At 67.8% G+C, this 22849-nt stretch carries 18 protein-coding genes; 14 read left to right on the forward strand and 4 right to left on the reverse strand.

The features are described 5' to 3' along the window. The first annotated feature begins 113 nt into the window (after positions 1-113). A complete protein-coding gene (locus tag L1Z78_RS06185) occupies positions 114-1850 on the forward strand; it encodes a methyl-accepting chemotaxis protein (RefSeq protein WP_234640673.1) in 1737 nt (578 codons plus the stop codon). A gap of 73 nt (positions 1851-1923) precedes the next feature. Here L1Z78_RS06185 and recJ read toward each other — a convergent pair whose 3' ends face one another. After that, entirely contained in the window at positions 1924-3642 is a 1719-nt protein-coding gene (gene recJ / locus L1Z78_RS06190) for a single-stranded-DNA-specific exonuclease RecJ (RefSeq protein WP_234640674.1), read from the reverse strand. A gap of 10 nt (positions 3643-3652) precedes the next feature. Further along, the gene (locus L1Z78_RS06195; protein WP_234640675.1) at positions 3653-4651 is read right to left on the reverse strand and encodes a phosphoglycerate mutase; all 999 of its coding nucleotides are present in this window, start codon (positions 4649-4651) and stop codon (positions 3653-3655) included. Positions 4652-4794: 143 nt separating this feature from the next. On the opposite strand from L1Z78_RS06195, the gene L1Z78_RS06200 reads away from it, so the two are divergent. Both L1Z78_RS06200 and lolD read left to right on the forward strand, forming a co-directional pair. Continuing rightward, positions 4795-6048 carry a lipoprotein-releasing ABC transporter permease subunit gene (locus tag L1Z78_RS06200; RefSeq protein WP_234640676.1) on the forward strand — a complete coding sequence of 418 codons (1254 nt, stop codon included), beginning with the start codon at positions 4795-4797 and terminating at the stop codon, positions 6046-6048. Next, positions 6041-6757 (forward strand): lipoprotein-releasing ABC transporter ATP-binding protein LolD, encoded by a 717-nt coding sequence (gene lolD / locus L1Z78_RS06205; protein WP_234640677.1) that lies wholly within the window; start codon positions 6041-6043, stop codon positions 6755-6757. Before L1Z78_RS06200 ends, lolD begins: the two co-directional genes overlap by 8 nt. An 8-nt stretch (positions 6758-6765) precedes the next feature. On the opposite strand, the gene L1Z78_RS06210 is transcribed toward lolD, so the two are convergent. Continuing rightward, on the reverse strand, positions 6766-8232 hold the full coding sequence (locus L1Z78_RS06210) for a methyl-accepting chemotaxis protein (protein WP_234640678.1): 1467 nt from the start codon (positions 8230-8232) through the stop codon (positions 6766-6768). A gap of 213 nt (positions 8233-8445) precedes the next feature. On the opposite strand from L1Z78_RS06210, the gene L1Z78_RS06215 reads away from it, so the two are divergent. From L1Z78_RS06215 to L1Z78_RS06255, 9 genes are all read left to right on the forward strand, one after another. After that, positions 8446-9267, forward strand: coding sequence for a TatD family hydrolase (locus L1Z78_RS06215; RefSeq protein WP_234640679.1), 822 nt, complete (start codon positions 8446-8448; stop codon positions 9265-9267). Positions 9268-9331: 64 nt separating this feature from the next. Further along, complete coding sequence (locus L1Z78_RS06220; protein ID WP_234640680.1) at positions 9332-9877, forward strand: DNA-deoxyinosine glycosylase; 546 nt, start codon at positions 9332-9334, stop codon at positions 9875-9877. A gap of 24 nt (positions 9878-9901) precedes the next feature. After that, positions 9902-10696 carry a spermidine synthase gene (locus tag L1Z78_RS06225; protein ID WP_234640681.1) on the forward strand — a complete coding sequence of 265 codons (795 nt, stop codon included), beginning with the start codon at positions 9902-9904 and terminating at the stop codon, positions 10694-10696. Between the two features lie 92 nt (positions 10697-10788). Next, positions 10789-12591 (forward strand): GspE/PulE family protein, encoded by a 1803-nt coding sequence (locus L1Z78_RS06230; protein WP_234640682.1) that lies wholly within the window; start codon positions 10789-10791, stop codon positions 12589-12591. Between the two features lie 195 nt (positions 12592-12786). Continuing rightward, entirely contained in the window at positions 12787-13275 is a 489-nt protein-coding gene (locus L1Z78_RS06235) for a tripartite tricarboxylate transporter TctB family protein (RefSeq protein WP_234640683.1), read from the forward strand. A gap of 15 nt (positions 13276-13290) precedes the next feature. Then, the gene (locus tag L1Z78_RS06240; protein WP_234640684.1) at positions 13291-14802 is read left to right on the forward strand and encodes a tripartite tricarboxylate transporter permease; all 1512 of its coding nucleotides are present in this window, start codon (positions 13291-13293) and stop codon (positions 14800-14802) included. A 122-nt stretch (positions 14803-14924) separates the two neighbouring features. Further along, entirely contained in the window at positions 14925-16241 is a 1317-nt protein-coding gene (locus tag L1Z78_RS06245; RefSeq protein WP_234640685.1) for a DUF3422 family protein, read from the forward strand. Positions 16242-16379: 138 nt separating this feature from the next. Beyond that, positions 16380-17177, forward strand: a complete 798-nt coding sequence (locus tag L1Z78_RS06250; protein ID WP_234640686.1) for an SDR family oxidoreductase — start codon at positions 16380-16382, stop codon at positions 17175-17177. A 192-nt stretch (positions 17178-17369) separates the two neighbouring features. Next, positions 17370-20033: an EAL domain-containing protein gene (locus tag L1Z78_RS06255; protein ID WP_234640687.1), complete on the forward strand. Its 2664-nt coding sequence runs from the start codon at positions 17370-17372 to the stop codon at positions 20031-20033. On the opposite strand, the gene L1Z78_RS06260 is transcribed toward L1Z78_RS06255, so the two are convergent. Beyond that, positions 20008-20910: a DMT family transporter gene (locus L1Z78_RS06260; RefSeq protein ID WP_234640688.1), complete on the reverse strand. Its 903-nt coding sequence runs from the start codon at positions 20908-20910 to the stop codon at positions 20008-20010. The two genes, L1Z78_RS06255 and L1Z78_RS06260, sit on opposite strands and share 26 nt — an antisense overlap. Before the next feature lie 141 nt (positions 20911-21051). Between L1Z78_RS06260 and L1Z78_RS06265 the strand changes: the two genes are divergently transcribed. Both L1Z78_RS06265 and L1Z78_RS06270 read left to right on the forward strand, forming a co-directional pair. Further along, positions 21052-22032: a quinone oxidoreductase family protein gene (locus L1Z78_RS06265; RefSeq protein WP_234640689.1), complete on the forward strand. Its 981-nt coding sequence runs from the start codon at positions 21052-21054 to the stop codon at positions 22030-22032. Further along, entirely contained in the window at positions 22029-22844 is an 816-nt protein-coding gene (locus tag L1Z78_RS06270) for an NUDIX hydrolase (protein ID WP_234640690.1), read from the forward strand. The genes L1Z78_RS06265 and L1Z78_RS06270 overlap by 4 nt, the downstream gene beginning before the upstream one ends. The last annotated feature ends 5 nt before the right edge of the window (positions 22845-22849 follow it).

Here is a 22849-nt window from a genome sequence, read left to right on the forward strand (position 1 = left end):
ACGATGATCAGCCAGGCGCCGTCAAGGGTGGACAAGAATGGTTCCCCGGAGCAATGGTCGGCAGGGGCGCCGTGGCCAGGCTCCGGCAATGTTAGAGAAAAGATCGGTTTTCCATGAATCTGAATCAAATCACCGTTGCCCAGAAGCTCTGGGCCCTGGTGCTGGGGCTGTTGGCGGGCATGCTGGCGGTCAATGGCGGCATCCTGGTCTATCTGCATGGGGTCAATGACAAGATCAATACCGATGTGATGACCGCGCAGCGCGGCGCCACGCTGGCGCGCGAGTGGCGGCATCTGACCCAGATGAGTGTGGAGCGCTCCATCGTCGCGGCCATGTCCCCCGACGAGACGCTGGCCGCGCAGCAGCGCGCGCTGATGAGCAAGGGCATAGAGCGCATCAATGTGCTGCAAAAGCAGGTGGGCGAGCTTCAACTGAATGCCCAGTCCAAGCAGGCGCTGGACGCCGTGGCGGCCGAGCGCCGCGAGACGCTCAAGGCCAACTCCGCGGCCCAGGATGCACGCAAGGCCAGCGATTTCGCATCTACCTTCGATATCGTGGAAAAGCAGCTGCGCCCGGCGGCCGAGCGCTACAACGCGGCACAGGAGGCCTTCGTGCAGCAGCTGGAGCACCAAAGCGAGCTGGCCCGCGAGGAGGGCATGGCGCAGCGGCGCCAGGCCTACTGGCTGGGTGCACTGGCCAGCGCGGCCATCGTGGCCCTGGGGCTGTTCATGGGCGTGGCCATCATGCGCTCCATCACCCGGCCGCTGGACCAGGCCGTGGCACTGGCCGATGGCATTGCCGCAGGCGACCTCACCGGTTCGGTGCAGAGCAGCCGTGGCGACGAGCTGGGCCATCTGCTGAGCGCGCTCAACGGCATGGCCGAGCGCCTGCGCGGCGTGGTCGGCGAGGTGCGCTCGGGCGTGGAGTCCGTGTCCACGGCCTCCAACCAGATCGCCAGCGGCAACCAGGACCTGTCCGCGCGCACCGAGCAGACGGCAGCCAACCTGCAGGAGACGGCGGCCAGCATGGAGCAGCTGACGGCCACCGTCACCCAGTCGGCCGACACGGCGCGCCAGGCCAACCAGCTGGCGGCCACGGCGGCGAAGGCCGCCGAGCAGGGCGGAGCGGTGGTGGGCCAGGTGGTGCAGAGCATGCAGCAGATCACGGACAGCAGCCGCAAGATCGCCGACATCATCGGCGTGATCGACGGCATTGCCTTCCAGACCAACATCCTGGCGCTGAACGCGGCGCGCGCGGGCGAGCAGGGCCGGGGCTTCGCCGTGGTGGCGGGCGAGGTGCGTTCGCTGGCCCAGCGCAGCGCGGAGGCGGCCAAGGAGATCAAGACGCTGATCACGACCAGCGTGGACAACGTGCAATCGGGCTCGCAGCAGGTGGAGCAGGCGGGGCGCTCCATGGAGGAGATCGTGTCCAGCGTGCGCAGGGTGAGTGATCTGATCGGAGAGATCACGGCGTCGTCGACGGAGCAGCGCGACGGGATCGGCCAGGTGAACCAGGCGGTGAGCCAGCTGGACCAGATGACGCAGCAGAATGCGGCGCTGGTGGAGGAGTCGAGCGCGGCGGCGCTGGCCATGCAGGAGCAGGCGAGGCGCCTGGCGGGGGTGGTGGCCGTGTTCAAGCTGGGGCAGGAGGGCAGTGCGCTGGCGCCTGCCAGGGCGTCCGCGCCGGCCCGCAGGCCCGCGGCGGCAGCCCCTGCCGCGCCGGCGCGGCCCGCGCCTGCCGTGCGCAACGCCCCGGCGGGCGGGATACAGCCGCCCCAGGCCAAGCCCCCCGCCAAGGCAGCGCTACCGGCCGCAAAGGCCGCGGCGGATGGCGACTGGGAGACCTTCTGAGCGGGGAGGAGCGAGGATGCAGGCCGGTACCTGGTCAGGGCCGGCCTGCAGGCCTTCGTCCATGGGCAGGCATCTAGATGCCGTCCGAATGGATTCCTTCGATCAGAAACTGGACCTTGCGCTCCCCGCGCCATTCATTGATGTCCATGCGAAATGCCATGCAGGCCGAGGGCGGCAAGGGGTCGGTGTGGCCGAACCAGATGCCGTCCACGGTTTCGCCCTGATGGCGCAGTTGCAGCTTCAGGTGCCTTTCGCCGACCAGGCGCTGTGACACCACTTCCAGCTGCTCGCTGAAGGTGGGCGGCGCGAAACCCTGGCCCCAGACGGCGAGGTTGAGCCGTTCGACGATTTCAGGCTTGCGGAAATCCGGATCGAGCGGCCCGTCGGTCTCTATGCGCCGCGTCAGCGTCGCGGCATCCAGCCATTCCTGGGCCACCTGGGCCAGGGCCTTCTCGAAGAGGGCGAAATCGGCCTCGGCGATGGTGCAGCCCGCCGCCATCGCGTGGCCGCCGAAGCGCAACAGCAGCCCGGGGTGGCGCTTGGACACCAGGTCCAGCGCGTCGCGCAGGTGAAAGCCCGGGATGGAGCGGCCCGAGCCCTTGAGTTCGTGCTCGTGCCCCGGCGCGCCGCTGGCCGCGAAGACGAAGCTGGGGCGGTGCATGCGGTCCTTGATGCGCGAGGCGACGATGCCGACCACGCCTTCGTGGAAGTCCGGGTCGAACACGCTGATGGCGGCCGGCGGCGTCATGCCGTCCTCGCACAGGCCCTCGGCCATGAGCAGGGCCTGCTCGCGCATGCCGCCTTCCAGTTCACGCCGTTCGCGGTTGATGGCGTCCAGCATCTGGGCCAGGTTGGCGGCACGGCCCGCATCGTCCGTGGTCAGGCATTCAATGCCGATGGTCATGTCGGCCAGCCGGCCCGCGGCGTTGATGCGCGGCCCCAGGGCGAAGCCGAAGTCGAACGTGGTGGCCGCAAAGGCCTTGCGTCCGGCGGCATCGAACAGGGCCTGCAGGCCCGGCTGCATCTGCCCGCGGCGGATCTGCTTCAGGCCCAGGGCCACCAGGCGGCGGTTGTTGGCGTCCAGCCGCACCACGTCGGCCACGGTGCCCAGGGCCACCAGGGGCAGCAGGGCTTCCAGGCGGGGCTGGCCGGCCTTGTCGAAGCGCCCGCGCGCGCGCAGCTCGGCCCGCAGGGCCAGCAGGACGTAGAACATCACACCGACCCCGGCCATGGACTTGCTCTCGAAGCCGCAGCCGGGCTGGTTGGGGTTGACGATGGCATCGGCCGACGGCAGGTGGCTGCCGGGCAGATGGTGGTCGGTGACGACCACCTGCAGGCCCAGGGCCTTGGCCTCGGCCACGCCCTCGACGCTGGCGATGCCGTTGTCCACGGTGACCATCACGTCGGCGCCGGTTTCCTTGACACGGCGCGCGATGGGGGGGGTGAGGCCGTAGCCGTCCACCACGCGGTCGGGCACCAGATAGTCGACCTGGGCCGCTCCCAGCATGCGCAGGCCACGCCAGCCCACGGCGCAGGCCGTGGCACCGTCGCAGTCGTAGTCGGCCACGATGCACAGGCGCAGGCCTCGCTCTATGGCGTCGGCCAGCAGCCGCACGGCGGCCTCCATGCCCAGCAGGCCCGAGGGGGGAAGCAGGCGCGCGGGCGCATCGTCCAGTTCGTCGGCGCAGCAGACGCCGCGCGCCGCGTAGAGCTGGGCCAGCAGCGGGTGGACGCCGGCCTGGCGCAGTGCCGTGGCCTGTTGCGCAGGGATCTCGCGGGGGATGATTTTCATGGGCGGTGTGTCAGAGCATGCTGCCCAGATCGGGCAGGGCGCGCGGGCCGAACAGGCCTGTCAGCCTGTCCTTCCAGCGCGGCGCGCGGCTGTGCCACGAAATGGCATGGCGTTCGCCGCACAGGGTCAGCGTGAGTTCCCTGCCTGCACGCACGCGCTCCAGCAAACGGGTGATCAGGCCGGCATCCAGTGCCTGCCAGGCGCTGCGCCAGTCGCCTGCGTGGCCCTGCAGCGCAGGACCACGCAGGTCCTGCACGCATTGCACGGCCAGGGCAGGGGCGGCGGGTGCGCCCGCCGGCAGGCGCCCGCTGCCATGGACCCAGAAGGCATTGATAGGTACCTGGCCCTTGGCGGCACGGGTGTCATTGAAGACATGGGTGTAGAGCAGCATCTGCACCTCGCTTTGCAGGCGGTGCAGGGCCCGTGCCTGCTGCGCATCGGGCAGCCAGGGACGCACGTCGCGGCCGATGACGCGGTCCATGGAGGCCGTGGGCAGCCCGTCGAACAGGTCCGCGCGTGCCAGCCAGCACTGTGGCTGCAGATACTCCAGGGTGATGCCGTCGTCGGCGAACCAGGGTGAGAGCAGGGCCATGAGCTGTCGCGACTCCTCTTCGCCCAATCGCGTGGAGGACGGGTCGCCCTGCAACACCTGGTCCGCGCCGATGTGCCAGTGGCATGGCGTGACATAGGCGCAGGCCCGGTCCGGCTCGCCGGCCTGCCAGGCGGCCCAGGGAATCAGTCCCGCAGCGTCCGGCAGACCCATGGAGCGCGCGAGGGCGCGTTCATGGGGGGGCGAGAAGTCCATTTCGTTGCCGGCCTGCGCGGGCCCGGCTTGCATCAGGGAGAGAAGGGCCTGCAGCATGGGCAGTTGCAGGCCGGACCAGCCTGCGGCGGCGGCCGATCCATCGCCCGTGTCGGAAGACGGGCCGCCGGCATAGGGGATGATCCATTCGGTCGTTTCCTCCAGCAGTGCTTGGGAGGAGGAAACCAGGGGCGCGGTCGAAAGCATGGCCGCTATTGTCGGGCATGGGGTGGATCGGCTGCCGGCGCCCGGGGTTTGCCCCCGGTATGGTGCATGGCGCGGGCACTGACACGCCGACGGCAAAGCCTGCCGCCATGCAGGGCCTGTGGGCAATGACACAATGCATGCCCATGCAATTTCCTTACGAACTGGCCGTGGGCTGGCGCTATACCCGGGCGGGGCGCGCCACGCGGCGCAACGGCTTCATCTCGTTCATCTCGGGCGTCTCCATGCTGGGCATTGCCCTGGGCGTGGCGGCGCTGATCATCGTGCTCAGCGTGATGAACGGCTTCCAGAAGGAAGTGCGCGACCGCATGCTCAGCGTGGTCTCGCACATCGAGATCTTCGCGCCCCAGGGAGCCGCCCTGCCGGATCTGGAGCGCACCATGCGCGAGGCGCGCGGCAACCCCGATGTGCTGGGCGCCGCTCCCTTCGTCTCCGCCCAGGCGCTGCTGGCGCGTGGCGAGGACATGAAGGGCGCCCTGGTGCGCGGCATCGACCCTGCGCGCGAGGGCGAGGTCACCGATGTGGCGGCCACCAACGCCGAAGTGCTGGCCCGCCTGGTGCCCGGCGAGTTCAACGTGGTGCTGGGCGTGGAGCTGGCCCGCTCGCTGGGCGTTCGCCAGGGCGATCTGGTCACGCTGATCGCTCCGGGTGGGCAGGTCACGCCGGCCGGCGTGGTGCCGCGCCTCAAGCAGATGCATGTGGCAGGTACCTTCGACTCCGGCCACTATGAATACGACTCGGCCCTGGTGATGATGCACTACGAGGATGCGCAACGCCTGTTCCGCCTCGAAGGGCCCACCGGCATCCGCCTGAAGCTCAAGGACCTGCACGAGGCGCCCGGCGTGGCCATGGAGCTGGCCCATACCATCACCGACCGCCTGTTGATCCGCGACTGGACCCAGCAGAACCGGACCTGGTTCGCGGCCGTGCAGCTGGAAAAGCGCATGATGTTCATCATCCTCACGCTGATCGTCGCCGTGGCCGCGTTCAACCTGGTGTCCACGCTGGTGATGACGGTGACCGACAAGCGCGCCGACATCGCCATCCTGCGCACGCTGGGGGCATCACCGTCCAGCATCATGGGCATCTTCATGGTGCAAGGCGCCATGGTCGGCGTCATCGGCACCTTCGCCGGCCTGCTGCTGGGCCTGGGCATCGCCTTCAACATCGACGTCATCGTGCCGGCCATCGAGCGGCTGCTGCACGCCAACTTCCTGCCCAAGGACGTGTACCTGATCAGCAAGATGCCCAGCGATCCTCAGTACAGCGACATCATGCCGATTGCCGTGATCTCGCTGATCCTGGCCTTTGTCGCCACCATCTATCCCAGCTGGCGTGCCAGCCGCGTCAATCCCGCGGAGGCGCTGCGCTATGAATGAAGTGAATGTGATGCCCGGTTTCGACGTGTCCCCACCGCCGTCCGTGGTTCTCGATGCACGCGGCCTGACCAAGCGCTTCGCCGAAGGCCTGCTCGATGTGCAGGTGCTGGCCGGTGTGGACCTGCAGGTGCATGCGGGAGAGACGCTGGCCATCGTCGGCGCATCGGGCTCCGGCAAGAGCACGCTGCTGCATCTGCTGGGCGGGCTGGATGCGCCCACCAGCGGCAGCGTCACGCTCAAGGGCGAGCCCTTGCATGAGCTCAGTGCGCAAAAGCAGGGCGCGCTGCGCAACCGCCACCTGGGCTTCATCTACCAGTTCCACCACCTGCTGCCCGAATTCAGTGCCCTGGACAACGTGGCCATGCCGCTGCGCATACGCCGCGACGACAAGGCCGAGTGTCTGGAGCGCGCGGCGCGCATGCTGGCGGCCGTGGGGCTGGGTGAGCGCATGCTGCACCGTCCCGCCGAACTGTCGGGCGGTGAGCGCCAGCGCGTGGCCATCGCGCGCGCCCTGGTGACCCAGCCGGCCTGCGTGCTGGCCGACGAGCCCACGGGCAACCTGGACCGCACCACGGCCGATACCGTGTTCCGGCTGATGCTGGAGCTGGCGCGCAGCCATGGCACGGCCTTCGTCATGGTCACGCACGACGAGCAGCTTGCGGCGCGCTGTGATCGCAAGGTGCGCCTGGTACAGGGGCAACTGGCCTAGGTCCGCCTTCAGGCCATGCGCAGCAGCTCGCCCGGCAGGCGCTGGGCGCGCGCCGTCAACGGCGTGGCAGTCGGGGCCGCCTTGATCTGCGGCGCGTCGGGGACCAGGGTGGCCGGCACCGGTCTGTGCTGGATCGGTGCCCTGGGCGCTTCGGTCACGGCCAGGGTCTGGGCGGTGAGGTCGGCCGTCACTTCGCGCAGACGTGCCGACTGGGTCATCGAGGCCTGGACCACATCGCCCATGATGGCCGTGACCTGATGGGATGAATCCACGATCTCCTGCATGGTGCCGCCTGCCTGGCGTACCTGCTCGGCCCCCAGCGCAACCTGCTCGACCGAGGTGTGTATGAGTTGCTTGATCTCCTTTGCGGCCGCTGCGCTGTTCTGTGCCAGCGCCCGGACCTCGCCGGCCACCACGGCGAAGCCACGCCCCTGCTCGCCTGCGCGGGCCGCTTCCACGGCCGCGTTCAGCGCCAGGATATTGGTCTGGAAGGCGATGCCATCCATCACGCCGATGATGTCGTTGATCTTGCGCGAGCTGGCGCTGATGGACTCCATGGTGCCCATCACCTCGTGCACCGTGCGCCCACCCTGCTCGGCGACCTGGCAGGCCTGGCGTGCCAGTTCGTTGGCCTGGCCCGCATGTTCGGCGCTTTCGCTCAGGCCCTGCATGGCCTCGCCCAGCGTCTGCGCCGCGGTGAAGCGGCGCGTGATGTCCCGGGCGTACTTGACCACCTTGAACGGGCGGCCGTCCGCATCGAAGATGGGGTTGTAGCTGGCCTCGATCCAGACCTGACGGCCATGCTTGCCGATGCGCAGGTACTGGCCCGCGTCATGCTGGCCGCTGCCCAGCTTGCGCCAGAACTGCGCATAGGCGGGGCTCTGGCGTTCATGGGGCTGCACGAACATGCCGTGGTGCCGTCCCACGATCTCGTCCAGTGCGTAGCCCATGGCCTGCAGGAACAGCGCATTGGCGTGAAGGATGTTGCCTTGCAGGTCGAACTCGATGATGGCCTGCACCTTGGAGATGGCGGCCAGTTGGCCCTCGGCATCGGCGTTGCGGCGCTGCTGCTCCGTGATGTCGGTGGCGTATTTCACCACCTTGAAGGGTCGCCCCTGGCGGTCGAAGATGGGGTTGTAGCTGGCCTGCAGCCAGATATCGCGCCCATCCTTGGCAATGCGCCGGTAGCGTCCCGCGTCGTGGATGCCGCTGCCCAGGCGCCGCCAGAACTCGGCGTACTCGGCCGACTCGGCCATCTGACGGTCCACGAACATGCGATGGTGCTGGCCCAGGACCTCCCGCTCCTCGTAGCCCATGGTGTCCAGGAAATTCCGGTTGGCAGCCAGGACATGGCCTTGCAGATCGAACTCGATCACCGCCTGGGACTTGTGGAGGGCGGCCAGCTGGCCGTCCAGCTCCGCCTGCCTGCGTCCGCCGCCAAGGTCCAGGATTCGACTCCATGCTGAGCGCTTCATGGGAAATTCCTCTCTCCAAAGAGTGACTGCCGTGACGCGAGCGTTCGATGCGGTTGCAAATGTTTCTTGATGTATTTTTATGGTGGGGGAAGTCCTTCGTGCATTGATTTTGTCAAACGGATTGCGTTCGCAATAACCCAAGGGTTTACCCTTGGTTTATCGCGGCTTGCCCTGCCGCGCCGCTGTCTTGCGGCCGGGTGGCATGATGCCGGCATGCCCGCCTGGATAGACACCCACTGCCATCTCGACGCCCCTGAATTCGACGCCGACCGCGATGCCGTGCGCGCGCAAGCGGCGGATGCCGGGGTGACCCATCTGGTGATACCGGCCGTGGCGCGTGCGCACTGGGATGCCGTGGCGGCCCTGGCGCACCGCCACGGCGACAGCTATGCGCTGGGCATCCACCCGCTGTACACACCCCGGGCCCGGGAGGAAGACATCACCGCCTTGCGCGAGATGCTTGTGCGGCTGCGTGGCGATGCGCATTTGGTGGCCGTGGGGGAGATCGGGCTGGATTTCTTCGTGCCTGGCCTGGACGTGGATCGGCAGATCTGGTTCTACGAGCAGCAGATTGCGCTGGCGCGTGAGTTCAAGCTGCCCGTCATCGTGCATGTGCGCAGGTCCAGCGACCGGCTGCTCAAGACACTGCGCGCGAGGCCCGTGCAGGGCGGCATCGCCCATGCTTTCAATGGCAGTGCGCAGCAGGCGCGGGCATTCATCGAACTGGGTTTCAAGCTGGGCTTCGGCGGGGCCGTGACCTATGACCGTGCACTCAGGCTGCGCGAACTGGCTGCCAGCTTGCCATTGGACGCGCTGGTGGTGGAAACCGATGCGCCCGACATACCTCCGCATTGGCTGTATGCCACGGCCGAACAGCGGGCAAAGGGCTTGCCTCAGGGACGCAACACGCCGGCCGAGCTGCCGCGCATTGCGGCCGAGGTGGCGAGGCTGCGCGGCATCACGCCCGAGGCACTGGCACTGGCCACGGGCCGCAACGCCCGCGCTGCGCTGCGCGGCCTGCCGGCCATGGCCTGAGCAAAGGGCCGGCATCCACGGTCTTGCCGGCTGGCGCGAGCGGCCCCGTGGCCTCTGGGCGACAATGCCGGCCATGTCCTTGCCCGTTTCCGATCCGCAGACTCCGGACGCCCCGCGCTGGCAGGGGCTGGCGCCGGTGGCCGATGAGCGCACCCGTGCGCTGGTGCTGGGCAGCTTTCCCGGCCTGCGCTCGCTGCAATTGCAGCAGTACTACGCCCATCCGCAAAACCAGTTCTGGCCCTTGCTCCAGGCCCTGTGGCCGGGACATCCGCAACCGGGCCGTGACGACTATGCCGGCCGTTGCGAGTGGCTGCTGGTGCGTGGCCTGGGGTTGTGGGATGTGTATGCCAGCTGTGAGCGCGAAGGCAGCCTGGACAGTGCCATACGCGCCGCCGAGGTGAACGACTTCGTGGCGCTGCGCGCGCGCTGTCCGCACCTGGCGCTGGCCCTGCACAACGGTGGCGAAAGCTACAAGCACGCAGGCCGTACGCAGGCCCTTGGCCTTTCCGTGGTGAAGCTGCCCTCGACCAGTCCGGCCAATGCCAGCTGGCGTTTCGAACGCAAGGTCGATGCCTGGCGCGAGGCGCTGGCGGCCCATCAATTGCTCTGAACCCCTCATTTCCAATCCTTCGACGTGATACGCAAGACCCGTGGCGCCGCCAAGGCCGCCCCATCCACTCCCGATACCGCCGCCGAGTTGCCCGAAGTCAGTGTCTCCGACGATGGCGATGTGCGCCATCTGCACCTGGGCACGCCCTGGATCCAGGGTTCCATGCGCATCCGCGAACCCTTCGAGATCGAGCTGGAATACGTGCAGCGCATGATGGGCTGGCTGCTGTTCATGGAGCCGGCCGGCGTGGCCGGCCGCCATGCCATGCAACTGGGCCTGGGCGCGGCCGCCATCACCAAGTTCTGCCACAAGAAGCTGCGCATGCGCACCACGGCCATCGAATTGAACCCGCAGGTGCTGGCCGTGTGCCGCAGCTGGTTCAAGCTGCCGCCCGACAGCGACACCCTGCGCGTGGTGCTGGCCGATGCAGCCCGGGAGATCCGCAGGAGCGAGTGGCTGGGCACGGTCGATGCGCTGGCCGTCGATCTCTATGACCACGAGGCGGCCGCCCCGGTGCTCGACAGCGCAGAGTTCTATGCCGACTGCCGCCGCCTGCTGACCGAGGACGGCATCATGACGGTGAATCTGTTCGGCCGCACTTCCAGCTACGAGCGCAGCCTGGCGCGCATGGCCGAGGCGTTCGGCGAGGAGGCCATGTGGGCGTTCCGTCCCACGCGCGAAGGCAATACCGTGGTGCTGGCCCAGCGCACACCGCGCGCACTGGAGCCAGGGCAGTTGCAGGTGGCCTGCGAGCAGGTGCAGGCCCGCTGGGATCTGCCCACGGCCCGCTGGCCGAAGATTTTCGTGCGGCCCTGGTAGGGCGGTGCGCGCGCTGGGGCAAGGCGCAGGAACAGGACAGCGCACCGGCGGGCTTACCATAGGGCGAATTCACCTTCCGCCTCGAGCACGCCATGTCCGACCTGACCTCCACCGCCTTGCACAGTCAACCCACCACCGCGCAAGGTGCCAAGGGACCGCTGGACTGGCGCAGGTTGGTGCAGTGGCTGTTGGCCGATGGGGTGATCACGGCCGAGGAGGCCCAGCGCACGGTGGCGCGTTGCTCGCAGGCAGAGAGCAGCCAGCACCCCCTGGTGCGGCTGGCCAACGTGGGCATGGCCCGCGCCAGCGACGGCCGTGCACTGGACATCGAGGAACTGACCCGGTACCTTGCCGACCGCAGCGGCCTGGCCTACCTGCGCATCGATCCGTTGCGTGTCGATGTGGGGCGTGTCGGCGAGATCATGAGTGCCAGCTACGCCGAGCGCCACAAGGTGCTGCCCGTGCAGGTGGCCCCCCAGGAGGTGGTGGTGGCCACGGCCGAACCCTTCCTGGACGACTGGGTGGCCGAGGTCGAGCGACAGGCGCGCCGCAAGGTGCGCCGCGTGGTGGCCAATCCCCAGGACATCAAGCGCTACACGGCAGAATTCTTCGCACTGGCCAAATCGGTACGCGCGGCCGAGAAGGCCGGCGGCGCGGCCAGTGCCGCAAGCTTCGAGCAATTGGTGGAGCTGGGCAACAGCAGCAAGCAGCTCGACGCCAATGACCAGGGCGTGGTGCGCGTGGTGGACTGGCTGTGGCAGTACGCCTTCGACCAGCGCGCCAGCGACATCCACATGGAGCCGCGGCGCGAGCAGGGCGTGATCCGCTTTCGCATCGACGGCGTGCTGCACCCGGTCTACCAGATGCCCATGGGCGTGCTCAATGCCATGGTCTCGCGCGTGAAGCTGCTGGGGCGCATGGACGTGGTCGAGAAGCGCCGCCCGCAGGACGGCCGCATCAAGACCCGCAATCCGCGCGGCGACGAGGTGGAGATGCGCCTGTCCACGCTGCCGACGGCCTTCGGCGAGAAGCTGGTGATGCGCATCTTCGATCCCGACAACACCGTCAAGGACCTCGACGCGCTGGGCTTCACCAGCCACGACGCACAGCGCTGGAACGAGCTGGTGCGCCGTCCGCACGGCATCATCCTCGTGACAGGTCCCACGGGCTCGGGCAAGACCACCACGCTGTACTCCACGCTCAAGCGCGTGGCCACGGAGGAGGTCAATGTCAGCACCGTGGAGGATCCGATCGAAATGATCGAACCCAGCTTCAACCAGACCCAGGTGCAGCCGCAACTGGACTTCGGCTTCACGGAAGGCCTGCGCTCGCTGATGCGCCAGGACCCGGACATCATCATGGTGGGCGAGATCCGTGATCTGGCCACTGCCGAGATGGCCGTGCAGGCCGCGCTCACCGGCCACCTCGTGTTCTCCACGCTGCACACCAACGATGCCCCCAGCGCCGTGAGCCGGCTGATGGAGCTGGGCGTGCCGCCCTACCTGATCAATGCCACGCTGCTGGGCGTGCTCGCCCAGCGCCTGGTGCGCACGCTGTGCCCGCAGTGCAAGCAGCGCGACGAGGAGACTTCGGCCGCCACGCTGGCCGAGACCGTGCGGCCCTGGAAACTGTCGGGCGGCTGCCAGCCCTACAGGCCCGTGGGCTGCGTGGATTGCCGCATGACGGGCTTTCGCGGCCGCATGGGGTTGTACGAGCTGCTGACCGTCAGCGAGGCGCTCAAGCAGCAGATCCATACCTCGCCTTCCATGGATGCCTTGCGCCGCCAGGCCGTGCAGGATGGCATGCGTCCGCTGCGCCTGGCTGGTGCGTTGCGTGTGGCAGAAGGCGTGACCACGCTGCAGGAGGTCATGGCCAGCACGCCGTTGCTGGGCTGACGGCTAGGTTTCGGTGTGAGTGATTGCTCTTGTTTTGGGGCCGGCAAGGTGAGGTCGTGCCGGCGCCGGTGCCATGGAAAAAGGACCATGCGGGTAGGACATGAGGGTATGCCCTTTGTAGGTGGAATCCACATTCGGACACAGTTTTTCTGAACGCAAAATCGCCGGGTCGTGATTCCGTAAGGAGACATTCTCGTGAAAATCAAGAGTCAGAAAGACTTTTTTTCCGGCGTGATGTTCTTGGTGGTCGGCCTCGCCTTTGCGATCGGCGCAACCAACTACACCGTCGGCACCGGCGCCCGCATGGGCCCGGGCTACTTCCCGCTGATCCTGGGCGTGCTGATGTCCATCCTGGGTGCCGCCATCTGCGTCACGGGCCTGACCAAGGGTCCGTCGGGCGGTGACAAGATCGGCAAGTGGGCGTGGAAGCAGGTGTTCTTCATCCTGGCCGCGAACTTTGCGTTCGGCATCCTGCTGGTAGGCGTTCCCGGCCTTGGCATTCCCCAGTTCGGCCTGATCGTCGCCATCTATGCGCTGGTGTTCATCGCCAGCCTGGGTGGCCACAGCTTCAACTTCAAGGAAGTGGCGATTCTGTCCACCGTCCTCGCAGTGGGCAGCTATGTGGCATTCGTATGGGCACTGAATCTGCAGTTCCCCGTCTGGCCCAGCTTCATCACCGGCTAAGCAGGAGCATCGTCCGTGGAACTTTTTCAGAACCTGGCGACCGGCTTCGGCGTCGCCTTCACTTTCCAGAACCTGATCTACTGCTTCGTAGGCTGTCTGCTGGGTACGCTGATCGGCGTGCTGCCCGGCATCGGTCCCGTGGCAACGATCGCCATGCTGCTGCCCGCGACCTACGCCCTGCCTCCGGTGGCGGCGCTGATCATGCTGGCCGGCATCTACTACGGCGCCCAGTATGGCGGCTCGACCACTGCCATTCTGGTGAACCTGCCCGGTGAATCCTCGTCGGTGGTGACCGTGATCGACGGCTACCAGATGGCCAGAAAGGGGAGAGCGGGACCCGCGCTCGCCGCGGCCGGCATCGGCTCGTTCTTCGCCGGCTGCGTGGGCACCGTGATCCTGGCGGCCTTCGCGCCTCCGCTGACGGAAGTCGCCTTCAAGTTCGGCCCCGCCGAGTACTTCTCGCTGATGACCCTGGGTCTGATCGGTGCCGTGGTGCTGGCTTCGGGCTCGCTGCTCAAGGCCATCGCGATGATCGTGCTGGGCCTGCTGCTGGGCATGGTCGGTACCGACGTGAACTCCGGTGTGGCTCGCTACAGCTTCGACATTCCCGAACTGACCGACGGCATCGACTTCGTCGTGATCGCCATGGGCGTGTTCGGCTACGGCGAAATCATCGCCAACCTGTCCAAGCCTGAGGACGAGCGCGAAGTGTTCGCCGCCAAGGTGACCGGCCTGATGCCCACGGGCGAGGACTTCAAGCGCATGCTGCCTGCCATGCTGCGCGGCACGGCCCTGGGCTCGGCCCTGGGCATCCTGCCCGGTGGCGGTGCCATGCTGTCGGCCTTCGCTGCCTACACCATCGAGAAGAAGACCAAGCTCAAGCCGGGCGAAGTCCCCTTCGGCCAAGGCAACATCCGTGGCGTGTGCGCTCCCGAGTCGGCCAACAACGCCGGTTCGCAGACCTCCTTCATCCCGCTGCTGACGCTGGGCATTCCGCCCAATGCCGTGATGGCGCTGATGGTGGGCGCGATGACCATCCACAACATCCAGCCCGGCCCGCAGGTGATGACCAGCAACCCCGAGCTGTTCTGGGGCCTGATCGCCTCGATGTGGATCGGCAACCTGATGCTGATCATCCTGAACCTGCCGCTGATCGGCGTCTGGATCAAGCTGCTGACCGTGCCCTACCGCTGGCTGTTCCCGTCCATCGTTCTGTTCTGCGCGATCGGCGTGTACGGTACCAACAACAACACCTGGGACGTGTGGATGGTGGGTATCTTCGGCTTCGTGGGCTATGTGTTCCACAAGCTGGGCACCGAACCGGCTCCCTTGCTGCTGGGCTTCATCCTGGGCCCGATGATGGAAGAGAACCTGCGCCGTGCGCTGCTGCTGTCGCGTGGCGACTGGAGCGTGTTCGTGACCCGTCCGATCTCGGCCGGCCTGCTGCTCGCCGCCGTGGTGCTGCTGGTGGTGGTGCTGATGCCCGCAGTGAAGAACAAGCGCGAAGAAGCATTCGTGGAGGATTGATCGCCTCAGCGTTGCAACCATGTTGCTTGACGGCCCTTCGGGGCCGTTTTTTTTGCCTGGGATGGCCCTGATGCCCGCTGCGTCGTTGCCTGCACAATAGCGCGCAGTTTTTCGAGGTTCCGATGTCCCCACTTCTGTCATCCCAGCACCCCCAGCGCGTGCTGTTGCACAACGAGATCCACGCCCGCCCGGCCGAGGAGATGCAGGCTCCCCTGGCCATCACGCATGTGGTCATGCTGGCCGACGCGGCCCAGCGCGAAGCCAGCCGCGCCCATGTGACCACGCTGCTGCGCAACCACCACCGGCCGCCGCCCGATGCGTCCACCACCCATGTGCTGATCGACCTGGGGGCTTTCCATCTGCGCTGGGAGCTGCATACGGAATTCGTCTGCTGGACCTTCAGCAAGCCCATGGCCCAGGCCGGCATCGACGATGTGCGCGAGCCCGAGGCGGCCATCGACTATGTGCCGCGCGACTGGCTGGCCGCCCTGCCGGGGCAATGCCTGAGCGCACTGCATCTGTGGGCCCTGCAGGAAAGCGCTGTCGATGCGCGGCATCTGGTCCGCCACATGCTGCAGGAGGACACGCTGGTGGGTGCCTGCGTGGCAGGCGACGGTGGCAAGGTCTACACGGACTTCGCCATCCATGCCGATGGTTTCTCGCGCATGCTGCTGCTGGCGGGCGAGTCCCTGTCTGCGCGCCGCCTGGGGCGTCTGGTGCAGCGGCTGCTGGAAATCGAGACCTACCGCATGGCGGCATTGCTGGGGCTGCCGGCGGCCCGGCAGGCCGCTGCCGTGCTGGCCACGGCCGAGCGCGACCTGGCGGCCCTGGCCCATTCCATCCGGCTGGCGGACCGCGACGCCGAGCCGGCCCTGCTGGACCGGCTGACACGCCTGGCCGGGCAGGTGGAGAGCGAGTACGCGACCACGCATTCGCGCTTTTCGGCCAGTGCCGCGTATTTCGAACTGGTGGACAAGCGCATACAGGATATCCAGGAGTCGCGCATCGATGGCATGCAGACCATCCGCGAGTTCATGGACCGGCGCCTGACGCCCGCGCGCAGCACCTGTGAGTGGGCGGCCCGGCGCCAGAACGCACTGTCCGAGCGCGTCTCGCGCGTCAGCAGCCTGCTTCGCACCCGCGTGGAGATCGAGCAGCAGCAAAGCAGCCAGCAGTTGCTGGGGGCGATGAACCAGCGCCAGGACATGCAGCTCAAGCTCCAGTCCACGGTGGAGGGCCTGTCGGTCGCCGCCATCACCTATTACTTCACGGGCCTGATCAGCTACCTGGCCAAGGGCGCGAAGACGCTGGGCTGGCCCTGGTCGCCCGAAAGCACGGCCGCCGTCGCGATTCCCTTGGTGGCGCTGGGCGTATGGTGGTCGCTGCGGCGGTTGCACCACAGGCTGTTCCGCGGCCAGCCCGGAGGCGGCGTCCACTGAAGCCGGCCTCCGGTGCCTCCCGCGGCGTGCGTGCCCACGTTTTCGCAGGTTTGGCGCGAAACCGGCGAAGCCTCGCGCACAATGTGCTCTGCCGCCGCACGGGCGCTGGCGGGGTTTTTGTTTGTTCAGGAGTGAGACATGGATCTGGGAATTGCGGGCAAGTGGGCCCTGGTATGCGGCGCCAGCAAGGGCCTGGGCTACGGCTGCGCCAGTGCGCTGGCGCAGGAGGGTGTGAACCTGGTGGTCAACGCACGCAATCCCGAAGCTCTGCAGGAGGCCGTAGCCCGCCTCTCGGCCCTGGCACCCGGGGTCCAGATCGTGTCCGTTGCTGCCGACATCACCACCGAGCAGGGCCGTGCCGCGGTGCTGACGGCCGCGGGTGGCCCCGGCGTGGACTTCGACATCGTCGTCACCAATGCCGGCGGGCCACCACCCGGTGACTTCCGCGACTGGGACCGTACGGCCTGGCTCAAGGCGGTGGATGCCAACATGCTGACGCCCATCGAGCTGATCAAGGCCACGGTCGATGGCATGGCGGCACGCGGCTTTGGCCGCATCATCAACATCACGTCGAGCGCCGTGAAGGCGCCCATCGACATCCTGGGCCTGTCCAACGGCGCGCGCAGCGGCCTCACCGGCTTCGTGGCGGGCCTGGCGCGCAGCGGCATCGCCGCCAAGGGCGTGACCGTCAACAACCTGCTGCCCGGCAAGTTCGATACCGATCGCCTGCGCACGACCTTCTCGGCTGCCGCGGACAAGAGCGGCCGGAGCGTTGACGATGTCCGCCTGGCCCAGCAGTCCCAGGTGCCTGCGCGCCGATTCGGCACACCCGAGGAATTCGGTGCCATCTGCGCCTTCCTTTGCAGCGTGCACGCCGGCTACATGACGGGCCAGAACATCCTGCCCGACGGTGGCCTGTACGCAGGGACCTTCTGATGCGTGCCCGCACTGCCGCCATGAACAGGTCCGGGGCCAAGACGGATGTGTGGCTGGTCTTGCAGTGCCATTCAGGCCGCGGGGTGAGACGGTCCTCCAGGCCCCGCATGCCATGACAGGAGCAGGACGATGACCGATCAGGCCCGGCCATCGGAGGCCGGGAATACCGGCCCCTGGAGTCGGCCCGCCGGCATGCGCCATACGCTCGGCCTGTTGCTGGTGCTGCTGACACTGGCCCTGGCGGGGGCGATGGTCTGGCTGCTCGGCAGCATGCGCAGCACGGCGCAGGAGGAGGCCTCGCTGCGCCTGGTGCGCTTCGTGCTGGGCTCCGAGGCCGCCATAGGCCGCAGCCTGGAGTCCATCGACGCGCTGGCCCTGGGGGTCGATGATCTGCTGGGCGCGCGTGATCCGGCGGCCATGCCGCGGGAGCAATTGCAGGAGATGCTGCACACCATGGCGCGGCAGAACCCGCTGGTGCGGCGCATGTCCGTGCACGGTGCCCAGGGTGGAGAACTGGCTGCCTCTGGCGACGGACCCGCCATCGAACTGCCTGCGCAGGTCTGGGAGCGCATCGGCGCCCGCAGCCGGTCGGAGTTGCTGGCCAGTCCCCCCGCCGTGGCGCCGCAGGTGCCTGGGGTGGAGCGCATGCTGTACGTGCTGCGGCCGCTGGGCCACGGGGCGCCGCGCAACAGCGTGCTGATGCAGTTGCCGGCATCGGCGTTGGGCGCGGTGCTGGCCCAGGGTGGTGTGCTCGACGGGCTGGAGGTGACCCTGGAGCAGGGCCATGGCGAGCTGCTGCTGTCCATGCCGCAATTTGGCGAGGCCGCCGCGACGCGCCTGCTGCCCGCCACATCGCAGATGGCTTCCAGCGGCGTCATGTACATGGCCTCGCGACTGAGCCGGGTGCCCGCACTGGTCGCCGCGCACCCGCTGCCCCGCGGCAATCTGTGGGTCACGGCCAGCCTGCCCATGTCCACCGTGCTGGCGGGCTGGCGCGTGGCTGCCTGGGTGATGGTGGCGGCCCTGATCCTTCTGGGGGGGCTGCTGGCCGTGCTGGGATGGACGGTGCACCGCTACATGGAGCGCCTGCATGCGGCCCGCCGGCAGGCCCAGCGCTCCGAGCAATGGCTGGACCAGGCGCTGGACAGCATGGTCAGCGGCTTTTTGCAGCTTGATGCGCAGTTGCGCGTGCTGCGCTGGAACCATTGCTATGGCGAGATGTTTCCCTGGCATGTCCCGCTGCTGGAACCAGGCCGTCCTCTGCGCGAACTGCTGGAGGCCTGTCCGAGCACCTGCGGCCTGAACATGTCCAAGGACCTGCTCGAAGAGTCCAGGGATCTGCACGCCCAACTGCTGGAACTGTCCGGCAAGCCTGTGGAGGTTCAACTGCCCAGTGGCCGCTTTGTGCAGATGACGGCGCGCCCGGCTGCCGAGGACGGCGTCGTCATCACCTACAACGACATCACGGACATCCGGCTGGCGACGGCCGAGATCGAGAGCCTGGCCTTCTATGACCCGCTGACCAGCCTGCCCAACCGTCGCCTGCTGCTTGATCGCCTGGCCCAAGCCACGGTGCTGGCCGCGCGCGAAGGCTGGACCGGGGCGCTGCTGTTCCTGGACCTGGACCAGTTCAAGATGCTCAATGACACGCTGGGCCATGAGGTGGGCGACCAGTTGCTGCAACAGGTGGCCCACCGGCTGCGCAGCGCCGTGCGCTCCTCGGACACGGTGGCACGCCTGGGCGGGGACGAGTTCGTGGTCATGCTCTGCGAGCTGTCGCATGAACCGGCCGAGGCTGCCACGCTGGCGCAGCGCATCGGCGAGAAGATCCTGGCGCGGCTCAACCAGTCCTATGTGCTGGGGGCGCACATGCATCGCAGCGCCTGCAGCATCGGCGCCACGCTGTTCGGCCGCCAGCCGCAGTCGGCGGCGGAACTGCTCAAGCAGGCCGACATCGCCATGTACCAGATCAAGGCGCGCAACGGCAGCGGCCTGTGCTTTTTCGACCCGCAGATGCAGGTGGAGATCCACCAGCGCGTGCGCATGGAGGGCGATCTGCGCCAGGCCCTGGCGCAGTCCCAGTTCGAGCTGCACTACCAGCCCCAGTTCACGCTGGCGGGCGAGGTCATCGGCGCCGAGGCCCTGCTGCGCTGGCGCCATCCTGAACGCGGCCTGGTGCCGCCCGGCATGTTCATCGCGGTGGCCGAGGAAAGCGAGATCATCGTGCCTCTGGGCATGTGGGTGATCCGCACGGCCTGCGAGCAGCTGGCGGCCTGGCAAAAGGATGGGCGCCTGCGCCATCTGCAGGTGGCCGTGAATGTCAGCGCGCGCCAGTTCCGCCACCAGGACTTCGCCTCCCAGGTGATCGAGCAGGTGCGCAACGCCGGCATCGCCCCGCATCTGCTCAAGCTGGAGCTGACCGAGTCCCTGGTGATCGAGAACGTACAGGAGTCCATCGCCAAGATGAAGCAGCTGCGCAGCCATGGCGTGTGCTTTTCCATGGATGACTTCGGCACCGGCCACTCCTCGCTGACCTATCTCACCCAGCTGCCGCTCAACCAGCTCAAGATCGACCAGTCCTTCGTGCGTCACCTGGGCATGCGCCACACCGACGACGTGATCGTGCAGACCATCATCGGCATGGCCCGCAACCTGAACCTGGATGTGATCGCCGAAGGCGTGGAGACGCTGGAGCAGCGCGCCCTGCTGGCCCACTATGGCTGCGAGTACTTCCAGGGCTACCTGTTCAGTCCGCCCGTGCCGATTCTCAGCTTCGAGCAACTGCTGGCCAAGGTGCCCGTGCGCGCCGCCGGGCACGGCGTGGCCAAGGCTATCCCCGGCGCGAAGACACCATGATGCCGCCCACGATGAGCACGAACGCCAGTGCGTGGTATGGCTGGGGCGTCTGGCCCAGCAGCGGGATGGACAGCAGCGCGGTGAACAGGGGCATCAGATTGCCGAAGAAACCTGCCACTGCAGGACTGCTGCGCTGCACTCCCAGCCCCCAGAAGCGGTAGGCCAGGATGGCCGGGCCGATGGCGATGAACAGCAGTGCGCCCAGCAGGGGCCAGCCCGGCTGCAGATGAAAACGGCCCGAGGCCGCCTCCAGCCCCGTGAACAGGCCGGACCACATCAGCCCGAAGACCATCTGCGCCAGCAGAAAGCCTGACCAGTCCGAACGCAGTTCCTGCGACACGGTGGATCGGGACAGTTGCCAGGTGTAGAAGGCCCAGAGCATGGTGGCCAGCACCATGAACAGGTCGCCAGGCACCAATTGCAGCTGCAGCAAGACCCGTGGGTCGCCGCGCGAGAGCACCACGGCGACGCCCACCACCGACAGCGCGGCACCCAGCATCTGGCGGCGGCTGACGGCAATGCCCCAGCAGATACGACCCACGACCAGCATCCATACGGGCATGCTCGAGCCCACCAGGGTGGCGTTCAGTGGCGTCGATGTCTTCAGGGCCAGGTACAGCAGGGCGTTGTAACAGCCGATGCCCAGCAAGCCCAGCAGGGCGAACTGGCGCCACTGCGGCCAGACGGGGCCGCTGGGGCGCAGCGCCCGGGCGGCCAGCGGCAACAACAGCGCGAAGGCGATGGCCCAGCGCAGGAAGTTCAGCGCAAAGGGCGAGATCAGGTCATGGACCATGCGGCCCACGATGGCGTTGCCTGCCCACAGCAGGGGCGGCAGCGTCAGTATGGCGGCGGTGGAGGGCTTCAGCGGCTGGTTCATGCGGATCGCGGTACGCGTGGGAGGCGGGCCTTTCAGGCTCGCCACTATAGGCGCTGCATGGCGCCCGCGCTGTCGCGTCCCGCGAGGCGCTCCAAAACATGGCACGATGCCGCTCTTGTCGCTTTCACAGGAGTGCATCCCATGGGTATTGCAGTGCAGATCCGCCACAACGGCGGTCCCGAGGTCCTGGAGCTGGTACAGGTCGCCGTCGGCGAGCCCGGGCCGGGCGAGGTGCGCATACGCCACCACGCGGTGGGGCTGAACTTCATCGATGTCTACCAGCGCTCAGGCCTGTACACGCTGCCCATGCCCCTGAACCTGGGCATGGAGGGTGCGGGCGTGGTCGAGGCCGTGGGGGCGGGGGTGGACCACCTGCGCGTGGGCGACCGCGTGGCCTATGCCAGCAATCCGCCGGGCAGCTACAGCGAGGTGCGCGTCATGCCGGCCATCTGCGTGTGCCGGCTGCCTGACGGCATCGATTTCGAGATGGGTGCGGCCATGATGCTCAAGGGGCTCACGGCCCAGTATCTGCTGCGCAAATGCATGCCCGTCGAAGGCCTGGCACCGGGCGATGCCGTGCTGTTCCATGCGGCGGCCGGCGGCGTGGGACTGATCGCCTGCCAATGGGCGCGGGCCCTGGGCCTGAGGCTCATCGCCACGGCGGGATCGGACGAGAAATGCGCGCTGGCGCTGGCCAATGGCGCGGCGCATGCCATCAACTACCGCAGCGAGAATTTCGCCGAGCGTGTCCAGGAGATCACGGGCGGCCAGGGCGTGAAGGTGGTCTACGACAGCGTGGGCAAGGACACCTGGGAAGGCTCGCTGGCCTGCCTGCGGCGCTTCGGCCTGATGGTGAGCTTCGGCAATGCCTCGGGGCCGGTGGCGCCTTTCGCGCCCGCCGTGCTGGCCGCCAAGTCGCTGTACGTGACGCGTCAGACGCTGTTCTCCCACATCACCAGCCGCGATGCCACCCAGGCCATGGCGGACGAGCTGTTCGCGGTCGTGCAAGGCGGCGCAGTCAGGATCCATATCGACCAGCGTTTCGCACTGGCCGATGTTCGCCAGGCGCACGTGGCCCTGGAGGCGCGCAGGACCACGGGTTCGACCATTCTTGTGCCATGAGTACGCCGCACGATCCTGGGGTGCAGGCCTGGCTGCTGCGCCTGCGGGCCGATGTGCGCCAGCCGGCGCAGCAGCCACGCCGTGCATTGTGGGTGGCGGGCCATGAAATAGGTTCGCTGCAAGACAGTCTGGCGCGGCAGCTGCCGCACGAGGCATTGCAGGCCCATGGCGTGGCGTTGCAGGGCCGGGCACAGGGCTGGCATCTGAGCGGCGAGGGCGATGCCACGCAGCAGCTCGACGCCCTGGCCCGAGTGCTGCGCGCCACGGGCCACTGCGGCCCCTGGCGCGATGAGCAACTGGCCGTGTGCAACCTGCAGGGCCGGCGCATTGCCACGGTGGAGCGTGGCGCCGTTCGCCCGCTGGGCATTGCCACACAGGCCGTGCACCTGGTCGGCGAGGCACCCGACGGACGCGTCTGGGTGCAGCAGCGTGCCCGGGACAAGCCCACGAACCCCGGCATGTGGGACACGTTGATGGGGGGCATGGTGGCCGCGCGCGATACCGTGGCCGAAGCTGTGGAACGCGAGACCTGGGAGGAGGCCGGCCTGCGCGTAGCCGAACTGCAGGGCATGCGCCATGGCGGACATGTGCTGTTCGAGCGCCCCAGCGACGAGGCCGAAGGCCGGGGCTTCATGCGCGAGCGCATCGACTGGTTCAGTGCCACCGTGCCCGATGGCCTGCGGCCCGACAACCAGGATGGCGAGGTGCAGGCCTTCGCGCTCATGGAGCGCGGCCAGCTCATCGAATGGCTGCTCCAGGACCGGTTCACGCCCGAGGCCGCACAGGTGCTGGCTGCCTGGCTGGGCTGGTGAATGCT

Origin of the sequence: Delftia tsuruhatensis (assembly GCF_903815225.1) — a bacterium.
Lineage (GTDB): Bacteria > Pseudomonadota > Gammaproteobacteria > Burkholderiales > Burkholderiaceae_C > Comamonas > Comamonas tsuruhatensis_A.

What these genes read in the sequence shown, in the direction of transcription:
- lolD (WP_234640677.1), top strand. Translation starts at nt 6,041, where the DNA reads ATGAATGAAGTGAATGTGATGCCCGGTTTCGACGTGTCCCCACCGCCG.
- L1Z78_RS06250 (WP_234640686.1), top strand. Translation starts at nt 16,380, where the DNA reads ATGGATCTGGGAATTGCGGGCAAGTGGGCCCTGGTATGCGGCGCCAGC.
- L1Z78_RS06215 (WP_234640679.1), top strand. Translation starts at nt 8,446, where the DNA reads ATGCCCGCCTGGATAGACACCCACTGCCATCTCGACGCCCCTGAATTC.
- L1Z78_RS06230 (WP_234640682.1), top strand. Translation starts at nt 10,789, where the DNA reads ATGTCCGACCTGACCTCCACCGCCTTGCACAGTCAACCCACCACCGCG.
- L1Z78_RS06220 (WP_234640680.1), top strand. Translation starts at nt 9,332, where the DNA reads ATGCCGGCCATGTCCTTGCCCGTTTCCGATCCGCAGACTCCGGACGCC.
- L1Z78_RS06245 (WP_234640685.1), top strand. Translation starts at nt 14,925, where the DNA reads ATGTCCCCACTTCTGTCATCCCAGCACCCCCAGCGCGTGCTGTTGCAC.
- L1Z78_RS06260 (WP_234640688.1), bottom strand. Translation starts at nt 20,910, where the DNA reads ATGAACCAGCCGCTGAAGCCCTCCACCGCCGCCATACTGACGCTGCCG.
- L1Z78_RS06195 (WP_234640675.1), bottom strand. Translation starts at nt 4,651, where the DNA reads ATGCTTTCGACCGCGCCCCTGGTTTCCTCCTCCCAAGCACTGCTGGAG.
- L1Z78_RS06185 (WP_234640673.1), top strand. Translation starts at nt 114, where the DNA reads ATGAATCTGAATCAAATCACCGTTGCCCAGAAGCTCTGGGCCCTGGTG.
- L1Z78_RS06265 (WP_234640689.1), top strand. Translation starts at nt 21,052, where the DNA reads ATGGGTATTGCAGTGCAGATCCGCCACAACGGCGGTCCCGAGGTCCTG.
- L1Z78_RS06255 (WP_234640687.1), top strand. Translation starts at nt 17,370, where the DNA reads ATGCGCCATACGCTCGGCCTGTTGCTGGTGCTGCTGACACTGGCCCTG.
- L1Z78_RS06210 (WP_234640678.1), bottom strand. Translation starts at nt 8,232, where the DNA reads ATGAAGCGCTCAGCATGGAGTCGAATCCTGGACCTTGGCGGCGGACGC.
- L1Z78_RS06200 (WP_234640676.1), top strand. Translation starts at nt 4,795, where the DNA reads ATGCAATTTCCTTACGAACTGGCCGTGGGCTGGCGCTATACCCGGGCG.
- recJ (WP_234640674.1), bottom strand. Translation starts at nt 3,642, where the DNA reads ATGAAAATCATCCCCCGCGAGATCCCTGCGCAACAGGCCACGGCACTG.
- L1Z78_RS06270 (WP_234640690.1), top strand. Translation starts at nt 22,029, where the DNA reads ATGAGTACGCCGCACGATCCTGGGGTGCAGGCCTGGCTGCTGCGCCTG.